The organism is Microbispora sp. CL1-1 (assembly GCF_012034195.1).
GTDB lineage: Bacteria > Actinomycetota > Actinomycetes > Streptosporangiales > Streptosporangiaceae > Microbispora.
In genome coordinates this window covers 47,736-64,775 of the sequence record NZ_JAATEK010000022.1, presented here as the reverse complement: position 1 = coordinate 64,775, position 17,040 = coordinate 47,736, and the positions used below count along the sequence as shown (strand labels likewise).

15 protein-coding genes and 1 pseudogene are annotated in these 17,040 nt (G+C 71.9%); 5 read left to right on the top strand and 11 right to left on the bottom strand.

All coding sequences use genetic code 11. The features are described from left to right. Positions 1-103 precede the first annotated feature (103 nt). Entirely contained in the window at positions 104-2,749 is a 2,646-nt protein-coding gene (locus HCK04_RS24210; RefSeq protein WP_142649684.1) for a LuxR C-terminal-related transcriptional regulator, read from the bottom strand. A gap of 42 nt (positions 2,750-2,791) precedes the next feature. On the opposite strand from HCK04_RS24210, the gene HCK04_RS24205 reads away from it, so the two are divergent. Further along, positions 2,792-3,394, top strand: a complete 603-nt coding sequence (locus HCK04_RS24205) for a dihydrofolate reductase family protein (RefSeq protein WP_142649683.1) — start codon at positions 2,792-2,794, stop codon at positions 3,392-3,394. A gap of 212 nt (positions 3,395-3,606) precedes the next feature. On the opposite strand, the pseudogene HCK04_RS24200 reads toward HCK04_RS24205, so the two are convergent. Beyond that, positions 3,607-3,711 (bottom strand): annotated as a pseudogene (locus HCK04_RS24200) (LysR family transcriptional regulator); the annotation flags it as partial. 452 nt (positions 3,712-4,163) lie between these two features. Here HCK04_RS24200 and HCK04_RS24195 point away from each other — a divergent pair. Together HCK04_RS24195 and HCK04_RS24190 are read left to right on the top strand one after the other, a co-directional pair. Next, the gene (locus tag HCK04_RS24195; protein ID WP_142649682.1) at positions 4,164-5,000 is read left to right on the top strand and encodes an NAD(P)H-binding protein; all 837 of its coding nucleotides are present in this window, start codon (positions 4,164-4,166) and stop codon (positions 4,998-5,000) included. Positions 5,001-5,174: 174 nt separating this feature from the next. Beyond that, positions 5,175-5,834 (top strand): 1,4-alpha-glucan branching protein, encoded by a 660-nt coding sequence (locus HCK04_RS24190; protein ID WP_142649681.1) that lies wholly within the window; start codon positions 5,175-5,177, stop codon positions 5,832-5,834. 139 nt (positions 5,835-5,973) lie between these two features. On the opposite strand, the gene HCK04_RS24185 is transcribed toward HCK04_RS24190, so the two are convergent. From HCK04_RS24185 to HCK04_RS24165, 5 genes are all read right to left on the bottom strand, one after another. Beyond that, positions 5,974-8,013 carry a beta-galactosidase gene (locus tag HCK04_RS24185; RefSeq protein WP_142649680.1) on the bottom strand — a complete coding sequence of 680 codons (2,040 nt, stop codon included), beginning with the start codon at positions 8,011-8,013 and terminating at the stop codon, positions 5,974-5,976. Positions 8,014-8,034: 21 nt separating this feature from the next. Beyond that, a complete protein-coding gene (locus tag HCK04_RS24180) occupies positions 8,035-8,259 on the bottom strand; it encodes an RICIN domain-containing protein (protein WP_142649679.1) in 225 nt (74 codons plus the stop codon). A 470-nt stretch (positions 8,260-8,729) separates the two neighbouring features. Continuing rightward, positions 8,730-10,085 carry a sugar ABC transporter substrate-binding protein gene (locus HCK04_RS24175; RefSeq protein ID WP_240971759.1) on the bottom strand — a complete coding sequence of 452 codons (1,356 nt, stop codon included), beginning with the start codon at positions 10,083-10,085 and terminating at the stop codon, positions 8,730-8,732. Positions 10,086-10,156: 71 nt separating this feature from the next. Further along, positions 10,157-11,092, bottom strand: coding sequence for a carbohydrate ABC transporter permease (locus tag HCK04_RS24170; RefSeq protein WP_142649677.1), 936 nt, complete (start codon positions 11,090-11,092; stop codon positions 10,157-10,159). Positions 11,093-11,095: 3 nt separating this feature from the next. After that, positions 11,096-12,004: a sugar ABC transporter permease gene (locus HCK04_RS24165; protein ID WP_260617389.1), complete on the bottom strand. Its 909-nt coding sequence runs from the start codon at positions 12,002-12,004 to the stop codon at positions 11,096-11,098. 278 nt (positions 12,005-12,282) lie between these two features. On the opposite strand from HCK04_RS24165, the gene HCK04_RS24160 reads away from it, so the two are divergent. Beyond that, positions 12,283-13,395 carry a LacI family DNA-binding transcriptional regulator gene (locus HCK04_RS24160; protein WP_205830648.1) on the top strand — a complete coding sequence of 371 codons (1,113 nt, stop codon included), beginning with the start codon at positions 12,283-12,285 and terminating at the stop codon, positions 13,393-13,395. 14 nt (positions 13,396-13,409) lie between these two features. Here HCK04_RS24160 and HCK04_RS24155 read toward each other — a convergent pair whose 3' ends face one another. The 4 genes from HCK04_RS24155 to HCK04_RS24140 all read right to left on the bottom strand — a co-directional run bounded on the left by HCK04_RS24155 (position 13,410) and on the right by HCK04_RS24140 (position 16,256). Next, the gene (locus HCK04_RS24155) at positions 13,410-13,829 is read right to left on the bottom strand and encodes a tRNA(His) guanylyltransferase Thg1 family protein (protein WP_142649676.1); all 420 of its coding nucleotides are present in this window, start codon (positions 13,827-13,829) and stop codon (positions 13,410-13,412) included. A gap of 126 nt (positions 13,830-13,955) precedes the next feature. Next, positions 13,956-14,612, bottom strand: coding sequence for a TetR/AcrR family transcriptional regulator (locus HCK04_RS24150; protein WP_142649675.1), 657 nt, complete (start codon positions 14,610-14,612; stop codon positions 13,956-13,958). Between the two features lie 193 nt (positions 14,613-14,805). Then, the gene (locus HCK04_RS24145; RefSeq protein WP_142649674.1) at positions 14,806-15,006 is read right to left on the bottom strand and encodes a ferredoxin; all 201 of its coding nucleotides are present in this window, start codon (positions 15,004-15,006) and stop codon (positions 14,806-14,808) included. Between the two features lie 38 nt (positions 15,007-15,044). Then, positions 15,045-16,256: a cytochrome P450 gene (locus HCK04_RS24140; RefSeq protein ID WP_142649673.1), complete on the bottom strand. Its 1,212-nt coding sequence runs from the start codon at positions 16,254-16,256 to the stop codon at positions 15,045-15,047. Between the two features lie 196 nt (positions 16,257-16,452). On the opposite strand from HCK04_RS24140, the gene HCK04_RS24135 reads away from it, so the two are divergent. After that, positions 16,453-16,992 (top strand): pyridoxamine 5'-phosphate oxidase family protein, encoded by a 540-nt coding sequence (locus HCK04_RS24135; RefSeq protein WP_142649672.1) that lies wholly within the window; start codon positions 16,453-16,455, stop codon positions 16,990-16,992. Positions 16,993-17,040: the final 48 nt, after the last annotated feature.

The window sequence follows — 17,040 nt, the reverse complement described above, 5'->3', positions numbered from 1 at the left end:
CCGGGTCTCCGCGTCTCCGGGTCTCCGCGTCTCCGGGTCTCCGGGTCTCCGCGTCTCTGCGTCGCCGGGCCCGCGCCGGCCGGTGTCTCAGTGGTCCGGTGTCTCAGCGGTCGTGTTCGCGGTGCAGCGCCGCCAGCTCGGTGCGGTTGGCCACGCCGAGCTTCGCGTACACGTGCGCCAGGTGGGTCTTGACCGTGCTGCGGCTCATGAACAGCCGGCCGCCGATCTCGGGGTTGGACAGGCCCGCCACGGCCAGCCGTACGACCTCCTGCTCCGCGGGGGTGAGGCCGGCCCAGCCGGTGGCGGGACGGCGGCGTCCGCCGTGCGCGCGGCGGATGAAGGCGACGGCTTCCTCCAGCTCCATCCGGCGGCCTTCCGGATCGGACGCGACGCCCGGCCGGTGCGGCCGGGGGTAGCCGAGCTCCTCCCTGGCCCGATCGCACGCGCCCATGATCCGGGCGCCGGTGGTGGCGTCGGTCAGCGCCGCCAGGGCCTCCAGGCTGTCCACGCAGGCCAGGCGGAGGCCGTTGGCGGCGCGTAGGCGCAGGGCCTCCAGATGCAGAGCGACGGCGCGCGCCTCGTCGAGGAACGCCTGCTGCTCCAGGGCGTCGGCGATCAGGCGCGGCATCCCCAGGGCCTCGGCGGCGTCGAGACCGGCCGCGCAGGCGCGGGCCGCGCCCTCCGGGTCGCCGGCCTGCCGCAGCGCCGCCGCCAGAGCGATGCGGGTCTCCGGGGTCAGCAGCTCGTCCGGCTGTTCGCCGCCGCGCCAGGCCGTCTCGCTCCTGAACCACTCGGCCGCCCGCACCGGTTCGCGCCTGCTCAGGCAGAGCCGCCCGATCGTCAGCGCGAGCCCCGGCACGAAAGGCGCCGAGGGCGCCTGGTCCACCAGCCGGATGACCGGGTCGAGGGCGAGCTCGGCGGCCTTGTCGTCGCCCTGCAGGTGGCACACGCGGGCGAGGACGGCGCGCGCCGTACCGGCACGGTGGTAGTCGGCGAGAGGGGCGGCGACCTCGACCGCCTGCTCCGCCAGTGTCCTGGCCCGGCGCAGCTCGCCGAGAAAGGCGCTGCCGAGGGCCATCAGGCCGAGCGCCAGCGCCGCCACGCCACGGTCGCCGCGCCGCAGCAGGCCGCGGACTGGCGTCTCCATCGCCGCCAGCGCCTGGCGATGCTCCTCCCTCATGTGGTGGACCAGGCCGACGAGGACCTGCGCGGCGTCGGCCACGAAGGCGTCGCCGGCCGCGACGGCCTCCTCGCGGACGGCGGCGGCCCGCAGCCGCGCCTCGTCCGGAGAGGTGAGCAGCATGCCGATGGCGCTGAGCGACCCCGCCAGGCAGGCGGTCCGCGGGTCGCCGTGGTCGAGCGCCATGGCCCGGGCGGCGTCGGCCGCGTCGAACTCCAGCCCGGCCGGGTGCGTGGTGTCGGCGACGAGCGCCAGGCCGGTGAGCACGCGGGCCTGCAGCGCGCTGTGCTCGCCGGCGCCCCGCTCGGCCGCCAGCCGGAGCAGCCCCAGGCCCTCCACGAGCCGGCCTTCCAGGTGCCACAGCCAGGCCAGCTCGGCCGCCAGGTGGCGAGCCCGGTCCGTACGGTCGCCGGACAGACCCCATTCGATCGCCGCGCGCAGGTTGGGATACTCCTCGCGCATCCTGGCGCGCCAGGTGTCCTTGTCGCCGTCCAGCAACGGGGCGGCCTCCCGCACCAGGGCCAGGCAGACGGTCAGGTGCCGGTCGCGTACGGCGTCGAGCTCGCCCGCCTCGGCGAGCCGCTCCCACGCGTACCGCCTGACCGAGGACAGCATCCGATAGCGGGTGACGCCCATGCGGGTCTCGGCCAGCAGCAGCGATTTGCCGATCAGCCGGCGCAGGCCCGTGAGCAACTCCACCCGGCCATGGCCGTCCAGCACGCCCTCGGCGGCGGCGAGGGTGAAGCCCGGCTCGAACACGCCCAGCCGGCGAAACAGCACCTGGTCGCGCTCCTCAAGCAGGTCGTGGCTCCAGGCCATGGACGCCGCCAGCGTACGGTGCCGCAGCGGCGCCCCCTGGTGGCCGGTGACCAGGATCGCGAACCGGTCGTCCAGCTCGGCGTGGATCTCCTGTGGCGTCAGCGTGCCGGTCCAGGCGGCGGCCAGCTCCACCGCGAGAGGGATGCCGTCCAGGCGGGCGCAGATGTCGCGCACCGCGGTCAGGGCCTCCTCGGTGCGCGGCACGTCGTGGCCCCGGTCGAGGAAGAGGGCGACCGCGTCGTTGGCGTCCAGGGGCGGGACCCGCCAGACCAGCTCGCCGGGCAGGCCGAGCGGCTCCCGGCTGGTCGCCAGGACGGTGACGTGCGGGCAGTGGCGCAGCAGGCCCGCCACCACCCCGGCGACGCCGTCCAGCAGGTGCTCGCAGTTGTCCAGCACCAGGAGCAGCTCGCGCTCGCGCAGCTGCCTGGACAGCGCGGCGGTCTCGTCCGAGTCGCCGGCCAGGAGCACCCGCAGGACCGTCGCGACGAGGCGCGGCACCGCCGCCGGGTCGGTCTCCTGCGCGAGGTCCGCCCACCACACGCCGTCGCGCGGCGGGCGCGCCGGCCGCGCGGCGAGCCGGGCCGCCAGCCGGGTCTTGCCGCAGCCGCCCGCGCCGGTCAGGGTGACCAGCCGCGACTCGCCCAGGGCCTTCCCGATCACGTGCAGCTCGGCCCGGCGGCCGACGAACGAGGTCAGCTCCGGCGGCGGAGCGCCGTCGTCGGCCAGGTTCGCGTCGGGCATATCGGCCATCTGGCCGATGTTAGCCACTGCCGCCCCGGCGAGACTCGCCTCATGACAGCGAACCGCACCGTAATCGGCAACATCACCCTCTCGCTCGACGGCCGGATCCACGGCCCCGGCGGCGAGTACGACATGGGCTGGATCGTCCCCCACGCCGTCAGCGACGCGGCCCGCGACCACATGGTGAAGGTGACCTCCGGGGCCACCACCGCGCTGCTGGGCCGCAGGAACTACCAGGGCTTCGGCGGCTTCTGGCCCGCCGTGGCCGACGACGAGTCGGCCGACCCCCGCGACCGGGCCTTCTCCCGGTGGCTGAACACCGTCGAGAAGATCGTCTTCTCCACCACGCTCACCGAGGCGCCATGGCAGAACTCCCGCATCGCCGCCGCCGGCCCCGCCGAGGTCGTGAAGGAGCTGCGGCAGCAGGACGGCGGCGACATCGTCGTGCCGGCCAGCACCAGCGTCATCCAGGCCCTGCTGCGGGCCGGAGAGCTCGACCGGCTGAGCATCACGCTCGCGCCCGAGCTGGTCGGCGACGGGCCCCGCCTGTTCGCCGACGGCCTTCCCGCCACCGGCTGGCGGCTCGTCTCCGCCACGCAGGCCGCGAGCGGGGCGCTGTGCCTGCTGTACGACAAGGTCCGCGACGGCGACTGAGCTCGTCGCCGGCCGGTTCCCCCAGCTCCGGCCTCCGGCCGGCTCGTACGCGGCGTGGAGAAGGGTCTGGGCGGGCAGTGGCACGTCGGAGGTCCGCCAGACGATCCGCACGTCGACAGCGGGCAGCCGATCCAGGAGCGGCAGAGCGAGTCGGCCGGCCCCACCCGGGTGCCGGCCGACTCGCGGACCAGGGTGAACAGCCGGGTCGGGCGTCGCTCGAACAGCCGGACCCCGAGATGCCGTTCCAGCTCCGCGATCTGCCGGCTCAACGGCGGCTGAGCCATGCGCAGCCGTTCGGTGGCGTGCTGGAAACCCACGGACTGCGTCCGCGTGCGTTCGTTCGTCGTGTCGAGGCGAGCATCCCGGGCGGCGCGAGGTCCCGGCCACCCACTGGGCCGCCGGAGACGTCACCATCAGCGAACGCGCGGACTGAGCGTCCGGCGGTTCGTGCTAATTTCCTGATCGTAAGGTGCGGCGCTCGTTCACGAGCGTGCCGGGACATCCGGCCGGCACGACAGCCTCAGCACAGGCTGTCTGGATCTCTCAGCGGAGAGTGTGCCCTGCCATGCCCGCATCCTTGTCCCCACGCGCATCGGACCTCGTGATCCTCGGCGGACGCCTGGACATCGGTCCGGTCGATGCTCGCGGCGAGGCCGAGGGTCATCCCGCCCCCGGTGGCGGCAACCGGCATGACCGCAGGCCCACAGAGCCTTCCACGTTGCCGGAAGGCGGCCGCAGTCGAATCCGTACCGATCACCGGAGTGTTTCCATGATTCTCGTCACCGGAGGCCGCGGCGCGGTCGCCACCCACCTGCTGACCCTGCTGGTCGAGGCCGGTCGCCCCGTGCGCGTGGCCTCCAGCGACCCCGGACGGCTGCGGGTCCCCGACGGCGTCACGGCCGTCACCTGCAATCTGCGGGATCCCGCCACCTTTTCGGCCGCACTCGACGGTGTCACCGAGGTCTTCCTGTACGCGGAGCCTTCGCACATCGCCGAGTTCGCCGACGCCGCCGTCACCGCGGGGGTCGAGCACGTCGTCCTGCTGTCGTCCGCCGGCGTCCTGGAGCCCGGCGCGGCCCGCGATCCGCTGGCCAGGTCGCATCTCGACGTCGAGACCGCGCTGCTCGCCGCACCGCTCACCACCACGATCCTGCGCCCCGGCTCCTTCGCCGGCAACGCGGGCGCCTGGGCCTGGCCCATCAGGGCCGGACGCCCGGTAAGCCTGCCCTATCCGGGCTCACACACCGACCCCATCCACGAACGCGACCTCGCCGAAGTGGCCTTCACCGTGCTCACCGACCCACGCCACCAGGGCCGGCGCCTCCATCTGACCGGACCGGAGAGCCTCACGTTCACCGAACAGATCGAGCGGCTCGCCGAGATCACCGGCCGGCCGATCGCCGTCCGCCACGTCACCCGGGAGGACTGGAAGCGGGAGATGGCCGACTACATCCCCGCTCCCTACGCGGACGCCCTGCTGGACTACTGGCAGGCCAAAGACGGCAGGCCCGTACACCTGACCGGCACCGTCGAACAGGTCACCGGCCGCGCTCCCCGCACCTTCGCCACCTGGGTCCGCGACCACGTCGCGGACTTCGCCGGATAGCACCATGCAAGGCCGCCTGGGGGCGTGGGTCACCCGACCCCGCCCCCGCGCGGGTCCGTACTGGTCGGGGAAGCACACGGAGAGCCGCCGAGGGGGCGTGTGAGACGATGATCCGCCCCGGCCGTGACGCCGGGGAGCACGAGACACAGGACGTCGACGAAGGGGCTTCACGCTATGGCAGTCATCCATCGCACCACTTTGACGCCCACCAAGCTGGAGCTGCTCACGTCCTGGCTTCCCACCCGGCCCTGGTACGAAGGCGAGGGGCGGCCGGAGCTGCTGAAGGGCGGCGGCTTCCGGCTCGACGACCCGAAGGGCGAGGTCGGCATCGACTTCATGGTGGTCACCGACGTGTCCGGCGACCGGCCGGTCTCCTATCACGTGCCGCTCACCTATCGAGGGGCGCCGCTGGAGGACACCGCCCACGCCCTCATCGGTACGGCGGAGCACGGCGTGCTGGGACCGCGGTGGGTCTACGACGGCACCCACGACCCGGTCCTCGTCGCGCAGCTCCACGCCCTGCTCCACGGCGACGCCGAGCCGCAGCACCAGAGCGTGAGCGACACCCCCGACCCCTCGGTCGTCGCGAGCCTCACGGGAGCCCCGGTGCCGGGCCCTGTCCGGCTGACCGGCGTGGCCGACGGGCCGCACGCCACCGACATCGTCGTGGACGGCGACGGCGGCGGACGGCTGACCCTGCGCTTCACCCGCGTCATGCGGCCCGGCGAAGCGGACGCCGGGAGAACCCGGGGTCACGTCACGGCCGGCTGGCGGCTGCACGACGAGACCGAGGCCCGCGGCGTGTACGTCGTCGTCCTCGACGCGCCCCGCTGATCCCGTCCCGCTGATCGCCCCCTGCTGATCGCCCCCCACTGATCGTGCCCTGCTGATCGCCCCCCACTGATCGTGCCCTGCTGATCGCGCCCCGCTGATCGCGCCCCCGGCGAGCCGCCTCGCCGGGGGAGGCCGGTGGCTACGCGCGGGGCCGCCGCAGGATGCGGACCTGCCGGGGAGCCAGGGTCGCGTCCTGAGCCAGGGCCGGGCCGCGGAGGGGGTCGCCGGGGATCGCGGACACGTCGACGTGCCGGTCGGTGCGGTTGATCACGAACCAGTAGTCGTCCGTCCCGTCGGTGCGGACGGCGACGTCCACGAGCCCGCGGGCCTCGGGCGGCAGCTCCGAGGAGACCCCCGCGACGTCCAGCAGGTGAGGAAGGACGACCCCCAGGCCCTCCGGGCCCAGGCGGGTGGAGACGTACGACGCCGAGCCCGCTCCCGTACGGCGCGTCGTGACGGCGGGGCGGCCCGCGTGGTCGCCGGTCTTGTACGTCGCCACGACCTCGGCGGCCGGGTCGATGATGTCGATCCGGTCGGTCCACAGCGTGCCGGACACGCCGAGGTCGAGCTCGACGGACTCGCCGTCCAGCAGGGGGCCGAACTCCTCGATCCTGATGCCGAGCAGGTCGCGCAGGGCGCCGGGGTAGCCGCCGAGCCACACGTGGTCGTTCTCGTCGACGATGCCGGAGAAGTACGTGGTGACGAGGTGGCCGCCGGAGGCGACGTAGCCCTCCAGCCGCCGGGCCAGGGCGGCGGGCACGACGTGCAGGATCGGGGCCACGAGCAGCCGATAGCCGCTGAGGTCGTCGTCCACGCCGACCACGTCCGCGCGGACGCCCGCGTCGAGGAACGCGGTGTACCAGTCGAGGGCCTCCTGGCGGTAGCGCAGCAGCGAGGTGGGGTGGGAGTCCAGCTCGCTGGCCCACCACGAGTCCCAGTCGAACGCGATCGCCACGGGGGCGCGCCGCCGCCGGGTGCCCGCGACCGGCGCGAGGGCGGCCAGCGTGGCGCCCAGGTCGGCGACCGAACGGAACACCTCGCTGTCGGTGCCGGCGTGGGGCACCATCGCCGAGTGGTACTTCTCGGCCCCGCCCGCCGACTGCCGCCACTGGAAGAAGCAGACCGCGTCGGCGCCGTAGCCGACGTGGGTGAGCGAGTCGCGGGCCATGCCGCCGGGCCGCTTCGCCAGGTTGACCGGCTGCCAGTTGACCGCGCTGGTGGAGTGCTCCATCAGGAACCACGGCCGGCCGCCGGCGAGCGAGCCGGTGAGGTTGGCCGAGAAGGACAGCTCGTCCTGAGCCTGGGGGCCGGTCAGCACGTAGTGGTCGTTGGAGACGAAGTCGACCTCCCGGGCCCAGTCGGCGTAGTCCATGCCCTTGGTCTCGCCCATGACCATGAAGTTCGTGGTCACGGGGACGTCCGGGGTCAGCTCGCGCAGGATGTCCCGCTCCGCGCGCAGGTGGTCTTTCAGCGCGTCGGAGGAGAACCGCGCGAAGTCGAGCTGCTGGGTGGGGTTGGGGTAGGAGGCGGCCAGGCGCGGCGGCAGGATCTGCGACCAGTCGCTGTAGCGCTGGGACCAGAACGAGGTCGCCCAGGCGCGGTTCAGCTCGTCGAGCGTGCCGTACCGGGCCCGCAGCCACGCGCGGAAGGCGGCCGCGGCGTCGTCGGAGAAGTCGTAGACGTTGTGGCAGCCGAGCTCGTTGGAGACGTGCCAGGCGGCGAGGGTGGGGTGACCGGCGTAGCGCTCCGCAAGGGCCCGGGTCAGCCGCAGCGCGTGCTCCCGGAAGACGGGGGAGGTCGGCCGCCAGTGCTGCCGCGCACCCGGCCACAGCGTGCGGCCGTGCCGGTCCACGGGGAGGATCTCCGGATGCTTGGCCGTCAGCCACGGCGGCGGCGAGGCCGTCGCGGTGGCCAGGTCGACGGCGATGCCGTGGGCGTGCAGCAGGTCCATCGCGTCGTCGAGCCAGGCGAAGTCCCAGACGTCCTCGCCCGGCTGGATCCGCGCCCACGAGAAGATCGCCAAGGAGACGATGTTCACCCCGGCCGCCCGCATCGCGCGCATGTCCTCGTCCCAGACCTCCCGGGGCCACTGCTCGGGGTTGTAGTCGGCCCCGAACCCCAGGCGGGCCCGTCCGGGGTCGGACGGCCACCGCACCCAACGGTGTCGGTCAGCGTTCACAGCGACTCCTTCGAATGATGGTTACGTGGTCTTCCATTGCCGGTCGGCGCCGCCGTCGCGGGCCCACAGGACGGCCGGGGTGCCGTCGGAGGTGCGGGCCTGGCCGGTGTCCAGGCGCATGCCGGACCGGGCCGGCGTCGCATCGGCGAGTACGCCCGCGGAGACGACGGCCAGTGCTGTGAGCGCGCAGGGGAGCGGACGGCGATGGGAGCGCGTTCCGAGGTTGTTGCGGGGGTGGGCGTGCATGGTGCTTCCTTTCGCGGGGGGAGGACCGGTGGCCCGGGGATCGGCTGCCGGTCGCCGGGACGGCGCCGCCGGTCGGCGGCGCCGCGGAAGTACATATGCGGTGATGCGGTCGTGTGGTGGTGGCGTGCGACTGGCCCTTGAGGTTGCGCCCTTGCGGTTGCGGCCTTGCGGTCGCGACGCTTCGGTCGCGATGGCGCGTTGTGAGGTTGCGAGGGTGGGCGCGGGCGGTGGGCGTGGGCGGTGGGCGGTGCGAGGGACGCGTCGGCCGGGAGCGGCCTCGGGCCATGACTCCGGGCCCATGACTCCGGGCTCATGACTCCGGGCCCATGGCTGCGGGGCCATGCCTCCGGGGCCATGACGTTGGGGGCACCGCCGTGAGGGCACCGCCTTGAAGCTCGCCCCGGCCCGTCGCTGTCGCTGTGCTCCCCCGCGGAACGGCGGCGGCGACGGGCCGGTGACCTCGGCGACCGCTACTTGATGGTGAAGCCCTGCTCCTCGCCGTACTTCAGCGAGGCGTCCTGCCAGGCCTTCAGGCCGTCCTGCAGCGGGGTGGAGGAGGTGTACGCCTTGCCGACCGTGTCGTTGAAGATGCTGTTGGCGTAGACCTGGAACGGCAGGTAGGACCAGCCGCTCACGACCTGGGAGGCCGACTCGGCGAGCACCTGGTTGACCTTCTGGCCGCCGAAGTAGGGGAACTCCTTGTCCTGGAACTTCTGGTCCTGGAGCTGGGCGGTGGTGGCGGGGAAGGCGCCGCCGTCCACCCGGGTCTGCACCCCTTCGTCGACGTTCGCGTACTTGAGGAAGGCGTAGGCGAGGTTCTTGTTGGCGCTGGCCTCGGGGATCGCGAGCGAGCTGCCGCCGTTCTCGGAGGTGGCCCTGCCACCGGCCTCCCACTGCGGCATGGGCGCGACCCGCCACTTGCCTGCCCCGGCCTTGACGCCGGACTCGAGGTTGGCGGGCATCCAGGCGCCGATGACCAGGGTGGCGATGGTGCCGTCGCCCAGGCCCTGATACCAGGCGTCGCTCCAGCTGCTGGTCGGCGCGACCAGCTTGCCGTCGATCAGCTTCTGCCAGAGGCCGGTGAACTTCTGCGTGCCCGGCTCGGCGAAGTCGATCCCGACCGTGGTGCCGTCGACCGTGTACGGCTTGCCGCCCGCCTGCCAGATCATGCTGGTGGTGAAGCCCGCGTCACCGGTGTCGTTGGTGATGTACGCCTTCGGGTTGGCCTGGTGCAGCTTCTCGGCGTCCGCCAGGTACTCGTCCCAGGTGGTGGGCACCTTGAGGTCGTACTTGTCGAAGACGTCCTTGTTGTAGAACAGCGCCATCGGGCCGGAGTCCATGGGCAGGCCGTAGATGCCGTTGCCGACGTGGACGGAGCTCCACGGGCCGGGGGTGAAGGTGCCGTCGAGCTTGCCCGCGCCCAGGGTGGCGAGGTCGGTGACCGACTTGGCGAGGGCGAACTGCGGCAGGGCGTAGTACTCCACCTGGGCGACGTCCGGGACTCCCGAGCCGGCCTTGATCGCGTTCTGGAGGGCGGTGTACTGGTCGTTGCCGGTGCCCGCGTTGACGAGGTTGACCTTGACCTTCGGATACTTGGCCTGGAAGTCCGCGACGACCTGCTTGAGCGTCGGCTCCCACGCCCAGACGGTGATGGAGCCGCCGGTGTCGAGGGCCTTCTGGATGTCGGCGTCGGAGACGGCCGCGGACGCCGCGGGGGCGGCCGCGCCGGCGCCCGAGGAGGAGCCGTCGTCGCCGGAGCCGCAGGCGGCGGCGGTGAGCGACACGGTCAGGGCCGCGCCCAGCAGCAGGGCGTGACGGCGGTTCATCGCCATGGGATGTGCCTTTCTGGGTTATCCGAGGAGACAGACGTCGAAGGGGCGGTGCCGTGCGCCGCCCGTCATTCCTTGACGCTTCCGGCGGCCAGGCCCGACTGCCAGTAGCGCTGCAGCAGCAGGAACGCCGCGATCAGCGGGATGATGGTGATCAGCGAACCGGTGATCACGAGGTTGAAGACGGCCTCGCCGCCCGCCGTGAGGGCCTGCTGGTTCCATTCCTTCAGGCCGACCGTGAGCGGATACCAGTCGGGGTTCTTCAGCATGATCAGTGGCAGGAAGTAGTTGTTCCAGGTCGCGACCACGTTGAACAGCAGGACCGTGACCAGGCCGGGCGCCAGCAGCGGCAGGCTGATGCGGAAGAAGGTGCGGAACTCGCCCGAGCCGTCCACCCGCGCCGACTCCAGGATCTCCTTGGGTACGGCGTCGTTGGCGAAGGTCCACATCAGATAGAGGCCGAACGGCGAGACCAGCGACGGGATGATGATCGACCACGGGGTGTCGGTCAGGCCCATCTTCGCGAACATCAGGAACGTGGGCACGGCGAGCGCGGTGCCGGGCACCGCCACCGCCCCGATGACCACGGCGAACACCGCCTTCTTGCCGGGGAAGTCGAACTTCGCCAGCCCGTAGCCCGCAAGCGTCGCCAGCAGGGTCGCGCCGCCCGCCCCGGCGACCACGTACAGCAGGGTGTTGAGCAGCCAGCGGACGAAGATCCCGTCGTTGTACGTGAAGGTCGTGCGGATGTTGTCGAACAGGGCGAAGTCGCCGCTGAACCACAGGCCGAAGGAGCCCAGCAGCTTTTCCTGGGTCTTGGTGGCGTTGATCACCAGCCACGCCAGGGGGAGCAGCGTGTAGACGAGCATGAGCGCGGTCAGCACGGTCAGCGTCGCGCTGCGGCGGCCCTGCGAGGATCGGCGCCGCCGGATGACCAGAGGGCCGCGGCCCGTGGCCGCCGCCGGCCGGGACGCCCGGCCTGCCCTGGGAGTGGAGGTCGCCATGGCTCAGACCGCCTTCCGCATGCCGCGCAGCTGGACGATGTAGGCGACGATCATCGTGATGATCCCCATGACGATGGCGACCGTCGCCGAGTAGTTGAACTGCTGGCCCGCGAAGGACAGCGAGTAGGCGTAGAAGTTCGGCGTGAAGTAGGTGGTGACCGAGTTCGGCGCGATCGTCTTGAGGATGCTCGGCTCGTTGAACAGCTGGAAGCTGCCGATGATCGAGAAGATCGTGGCGATCACCAGCGCGCCGCGCAGCGCGGGCAGCTTGATCGCCCAGATGATCCGGAGCTGGCCCGCCCCGTCGAGCGCGGCGGCCTCGTACAGCGAGGGGTTCACCACCTTGAGCGCCGAATAGAGGATCAGCATGTTGTAACCCACGAACTCCCAGGTCACGATGTTGCCGATGGACGCCAGGACCAGGTCGGGCGACAGCGGGTCGGGCAGTGAGAGCCCGAACGCCTCGTTGATGTTGCCGATCAGGCCGAACCTGGCGCCGTACATGAAGCCCCACATCAGCGTGGCGACGACCGCGGGCACCGCGTACGGCAGGAACACCGAGATCCGGAAGAACGCCGTGCCGTACAGCCTGCCGCTGTCGATCGCGAGCGCGACCAGCAGCGCGAGGAACAGCATGATCGGCACCTGGACGACCAGGAAGAGCGCGACGCGCCCGAACGCCGACCAGAACTGCGGGTCCTGCAGGACGTCGAGGTAGTTGTCGGCCCCGACGAAGGACGTCCCGCCGATCAGCCGGGTGCGGAACAGGCTCAGGTAGATCGAGTAGGCGATCGGAGCCAGGAACACCAGCGCGAAGACCGCCATGAACGGCCCGACGAACTGCCAGCCGATCCATGATCGGCCTCTGCCGGCCAACCCTCCCCGGACGTTCGAATACCCTTCCGAGACCACCGGCTCGCTCCTCTCCGCGGCGTGGTTACCGGCCGTGACTCTCCTGTTTACGTGAACATCGCGAGCATGTTTACGTAAACATCATGGTCGAACGAGTCCCGCCCAGTTGTGACAGAGGGTGATTTCCTGAGTCGCCGAGGTTATGTTTACGTAAACTTCTGCTGCGGTATGGTGGCACTCGTCCCACGAGAGGTCAAGAGGCTCCCCAGGTCACACCCCGGTGGATCACGGCGTACGATCTCCGGCGACGAGGGCGAGCAGGCGGGAGCGACACAGGAATGAATCCGGACGGCCCGGCCCGGCAGGCGCCGGCGGCGGTCGGCGGCGCACAGCGGGGCGGCTCGGGCATCCCGGGCGGGCGCCGCAAGCAGCGGGTCTCCATGGCCGACGTGGCCAAGCTCGCGGGCGTCTCGTCCCAGACGGTCTCGCGGGTCGCCAACGGCCACCCCGGCGTCGTCGGCGCGACCCGCGAACAGGTGCTCGCGGCGATGCGGGAGCTGGGATACCGCCCCAACAGCGCCGCCCGGGCGCTGCGCTACGGCCAGTTCAACACGATCGGCGTGATCCTTTTCGGGCTGGCCTCGACCGGCAACAGCCGCACCGTGGAGGCCATCGCCACCCACGCCGCGGCCGAGGGCTACGCGATCACGCTGATCCCCATCGGCATCCCCACCCAGGACAACGTGCTGGGCGCGTTCACCAGGATGGGCGAGCTGGCGGTCGACGCCGTCATCGTCATCATCGAGATCCACCTGCTCGACGCCGGCACGGTGACGCTTCCTCCCGGAGTCCACGTCGTCGTCGTGGACTCCGACGCCGGAGACCGCTACAGCGTCGTCGACACCGACCAGGCGGAAGGCGCCCGGCTCGCCGTACGCCACCTCCTCGACCTGGGGCATGAGACGGTCTGGCACGTCACCGGCCCCCAGACGTCCTTCGCCAGCCAGCGCCGCGAGCAGGCCTGGCGCGTGGCCCTGCGGGAGGCCGGGCGGCCCGTGCCCCCGCCGCTGCACGGCGACTGGTCGGCGGAGTCGGGCTACGAGGCCGGGCTGGAGCTGGCCGCCGAGCCGAGCTGCACGGCGGTGTTCGCCTCCAACGACCAGATGGCCCTCGGCCTGCTGCGCGCCTTCCACGAGCGGGGGCTGGCGGTGCCCGCCGACGTCAGCGTGGTCGGCTTCGACGACATCCCCGACGCCTCCTGCTTCGTGCCTCCGCTGACGACCGTCCACCAGGACTTCGCCGAGGTGGGGCGGCGGTGCGTCCAGGGGGTCCTGCGGCAGATCCGCGAGGGCGGCACGTCCCGGCCCGGCACCGAGCTGGTCCCCACCCGGCTGGTCGTCCGCGAGAGCACGGCGCCGCCGCGCGCCGGCGGACGAGACGCCGCGTCATGAGGTCCTTCCGGCGCTCATGAGCGCCTCCCCGCGGTCATGAGGTCCTTCCCGCGGTCGGCGACGGCATGACGGGGATGACGGCGGCGAGCCATCCGGCGGGGTCCGCGGTGAAGTGGGGCGCCGCCCGCGCCTCCCACCACGACCGCTCGGCGAGGACGGTCTCCGCCTTTCCCGTCCGGGGTCGCGAGGACGCTGCACTCGTCGGACTGCACGTAGGCGAACACACTGCCGGTGATCTCCTCGCACAGCGCCCTGCCCACCTCGTTCATGGCGTCCATGACCGCGGGGTCGAACGGCCGCCGGGCGTCCCGGAGGAAGGTGTGGAACGCCCGCCCGTCCACCCGCAGGATCGTGTACGCCCGGCGCGGCAGCACACTCCTGGTGGCCCGCTCGTACGCCTTCATGCGGTCGCCGAGCGCGGTCCTGTCGCTCATGCCGGTCTCTCCTCAGCCTCCCGCCGCGTGGTCGTCCGCGTGGTCGTCCGGGGGGTGCGGTGGGTGATGCAGGATCTCACGCCACGGGGGAGTGGCCGCCACCGTTTATCCCGAGGCCGGCCCTTTTCAGATGTGCTCGTCGGGGGCTTGGAGGCGGCCCAGGAGCATGAGCAGGAGCTCGTCCACGATCTGGTCGCGGGTGGCGTCGACCCAGCCGACGGCCCAGTCGTGCATGAGCCCGTTGACCGCCCCGACGAACGCGGCGGCAGTGACGCGGAAGTCGCGCGGGGGAATCTCGCCGCGGGCGGCGGCGTCGTCGAGCTGCTCGCACATGAAGTCGATCCAGCGGGCGCGGCGGTCCAGGCGCTGGCGGTCGAGCCGGGGGCTGACCCCGATGACCTCCACGAAGGCGATGCGGGTGTGGCGGGGGTCGGCGGTGGCCCCCGTGGCGTACGCGCGGAACAGCCGGGTGCAGCGGTCGATGGGCTCCAGGTGGCGCACCTGGGGGAGGGCGTCGAGGACGGCCCGCTGCGCGACGTCGTTGATGTACAGGTGCAGCTCGGCCAGCAGGTCCTCCAGGCTGCGGAACTCCTCGTAGAACTGGCGGCTGGACAGGCCCGCGGCGCGGCACACGTCGGCGATCCTCGTGGCGCGGTAGCCGGGGCCGGCGCCGAACAGGTCCAGGCCCGCTTTCAAGAAACGCCCGCGGCGTTCGGCCTGCCGTTCGGCCGCCGACCTTCCGCCATACCGGCCCGCCGCCGGGGTGATCCTGCCCGCCACCATGTCCTCCGCATCCGTGATGCATGCATTTTGGCCTCATGGCGGACGCCGTACGTGCCTACTACGAAGTAACAAGTCTGAATATCGAAATGTTCGGATATATGCGGTTCTTGCGCCGACGGCGTGCGGACTTCCCGGCCGGCCACCACAGGGGAGCGTGCCAGTCTCCCGGCGGGCACGCCCCGTGACGTACGGCTCAGGCGTCCTCGTCCACGTGAACGGCCCCGGCGGGGCAGACGGCGGCGGCCTCGCGGACCGCGGTGTGCCGGTCCTCGGCGGGCTCGGGCTCCAGCAGGACGACGATGCCGTCCTCGTCGCGCTGGTCGAACACCTCCGGGGCGATCAGCGCGCACTGCCCGGCGCCGCAGCACTTCGCCTCGTCGACGATGACCTTCATGTCCATTCCTCCATGGCGATCGAGTGCCGTGACCGGGGTCACCAGCGGACCGGGACCTCGCGCAGGCCGCCGACGGCCAGCCCCTCCACGCGTTCCAGCTCCTCCACCCGTACGGCCGGCTCCAGCGTCGGCAGCCTGCGCAGCAGCACCTCCAGGGCGACCTGCAGCTCGGTGCGGGCCAGCGCCTGCCCCAGGCAGGAGTGCGCGCCGGAGCCGAAGGCCAGGTGGGGGTTCGGGCTGCGGGTCAGGTCCATCTCGCCGGCGTTCTCGAACGCGGTCTCGTCGCGGTTGGCGGCGGCCATGCTGCACACCACGGTCGTGCCGCGCGGCAGGATCGTGCCGCCGACCTCGGTCTCCGCGTTGAGATAGCGGGGCAGGCCGACCCCGGCGTTGGCGTCGAAGCGCAGCGACTCCTCCACCGCGGTGCGGATCAGCGACGGATCGGCCAGCAGCCGCTCCCACCGGGAGCGGTCGGTCAGCAGCATGGCGATCATCTTGCCGATCATGTTGGCGGTGGTCTCGTGTCCTGCGACCAGCAGCGCCATTCCGGTGACCAGGATCTGGATGTCGGACAGCCCGCCGTCCTCGGGGCCGCCGGCCGTGATGAGCTCGCTCAGCATGTCGTCGCCGAGGGCGGCGCGCTTGGCGGCGACGAGGCCGGACATGTACTGGAAGAACTCGCCCTGGGCGGCATCGGTCTCGGCCTTGCCATACCGGGTCAGGTTGAGCAGCGTGTCGGACCAGTAGGAGAACCGGTCGCGGTCGGCGGCCGGCACGCCGAGCATGTCGCAGATCACGTAGACCGGCAGCGGGAAGCCGAGGCCCGCCCTGAGGTCGCCCGGCGAGCCGCGCTTGACCATGTCGTCGATGAGATCCTCGGCGATCTGGACCATGGCGGGCCGCATGGCGTTCATGCGCTTGGCGGTGAACCACCTGCCGACCAGGCGCCGCCAGCGCTGGTGCTCCTCGCCGCTGTCGGGGATGATCGCCGCCATCTCGCTGCTGAACACCCCGCCGCCGTCCGCCGACAGCCGGGCCGCGTCGGGCGCGTTGAGCTGACGGGTGAAGCGCGGGTCGGCCAGCACCCGCTTGACGTCCTCGTAGCGGGTCAGCAGCGTCGCCCGGTCGCCGCTGGGCAGCGTGACATGGGCCACCGGGCACTTGCCGCGCAGCTCGGCCCACTCCGCGGGCGGATCCAGCGCCGCGTCGCTGGGGATCGGGTAGCTCAGGACCTGCTCGTTCACACTCATCCGGCATCTCCTCTTAGCGATGGTCGCCGTCGTGCACTCTCCGGAACGGAAGGACGGCGTTCATCACGTATGCCCCGGCAAGTGTGAAGGCCGGTCGCGCCGAAGCCCGTTTGTACGCAAACTCCCCTGGCGGTTTTGTCGGTGCCGCCTGGCAGGCTGATCGCTGATCCGCGATCGCATGGAGGCGCCGCACCACATGGCCAGATGGCGTGAAGTCGCCGAATCCGCGCCGGAGTTCGCCGCCCGGGTCCGGGAGTCGTTCGAGTCGCACAAGCACAAGACCATCGCGACACTGCGCAAGGACGGCTTGCCACGGGTCAGCGGCATCGAGGCGTACGTCGTCGGCGACGAGCTGTGGTTCGGGTCGATGCCCGGTGCGCTGAAGGCGCGCGACCTGCGGCGTGATCCGCGCTTCGCACTGCACGGCCCTCCGGTGCTCCTCGACGGCGCCGATGCCACCGATGCCGCCGATGCCGCCGATGCCACCGGTTCCGCCGGTTCCGCCGGTTCGCCGGGTGGGGACACGAAGCTGTCCGGCTATGCGGTCGAGGTCGCCGATCGAGACCGGATCGCGCCCATGCTGGCCGCGCGCGGCCTCGGTCCCGACGCCTTCAGCGAGTCGCATTTCTTCATCGCCGACATCCGGGAGGTCGTGCTGACGCGGATAGAGGGGTCCGTCATGGTCATGGACCTCTGGCGCCCCGGCCAGGGAGTCCGCCGCCTCCAGCGCGTGTAGTGCGCTGTCCACCATTCCGTCCGCCCGGCATCGGCCGCGCTGCACGCC

Bases quoted from the DNA above. Each gene is read 5' to 3' on its own strand.
- HCK04_RS24210 (WP_142649684.1), bottom strand. From the start codon at position 2,749: ATGGCCGATATGCCCGACGCGAACCTGGCCGACGACGGCGCTCCGCCG.
- HCK04_RS24205 (WP_142649683.1), top strand. From the start codon at position 2,792: ATGACAGCGAACCGCACCGTAATCGGCAACATCACCCTCTCGCTCGAC.
- HCK04_RS24195 (WP_142649682.1), top strand. From the start codon at position 4,164: ATGATTCTCGTCACCGGAGGCCGCGGCGCGGTCGCCACCCACCTGCTG.
- HCK04_RS24190 (WP_142649681.1), top strand. From the start codon at position 5,175: ATGGCAGTCATCCATCGCACCACTTTGACGCCCACCAAGCTGGAGCTG.
- HCK04_RS24180 (WP_142649679.1), bottom strand. From the start codon at position 8,259: ATGCACGCCCACCCCCGCAACAACCTCGGAACGCGCTCCCATCGCCGT.
- HCK04_RS24175 (WP_240971759.1), bottom strand. From the start codon at position 10,085: ATGAACCGCCGTCACGCCCTGCTGCTGGGCGCGGCCCTGACCGTGTCG.
- HCK04_RS24170 (WP_142649677.1), bottom strand. From the start codon at position 11,092: ATGGCGACCTCCACTCCCAGGGCAGGCCGGGCGTCCCGGCCGGCGGCG.
- HCK04_RS24160 (WP_205830648.1), top strand. From the start codon at position 12,283: ATGAATCCGGACGGCCCGGCCCGGCAGGCGCCGGCGGCGGTCGGCGGC.
- HCK04_RS24155 (WP_142649676.1), bottom strand. From the start codon at position 13,829: ATGAGCGACAGGACCGCGCTCGGCGACCGCATGAAGGCGTACGAGCGG.
- HCK04_RS24150 (WP_142649675.1), bottom strand. From the start codon at position 14,612: ATGGTGGCGGGCAGGATCACCCCGGCGGCGGGCCGGTATGGCGGAAGG.
- HCK04_RS24145 (WP_142649674.1), bottom strand. From the start codon at position 15,006: ATGAAGGTCATCGTCGACGAGGCGAAGTGCTGCGGCGCCGGGCAGTGC.
- HCK04_RS24140 (WP_142649673.1), bottom strand. From the start codon at position 16,256: ATGAGTGTGAACGAGCAGGTCCTGAGCTACCCGATCCCCAGCGACGCG.
- HCK04_RS24135 (WP_142649672.1), top strand. From the start codon at position 16,453: ATGGCCAGATGGCGTGAAGTCGCCGAATCCGCGCCGGAGTTCGCCGCC.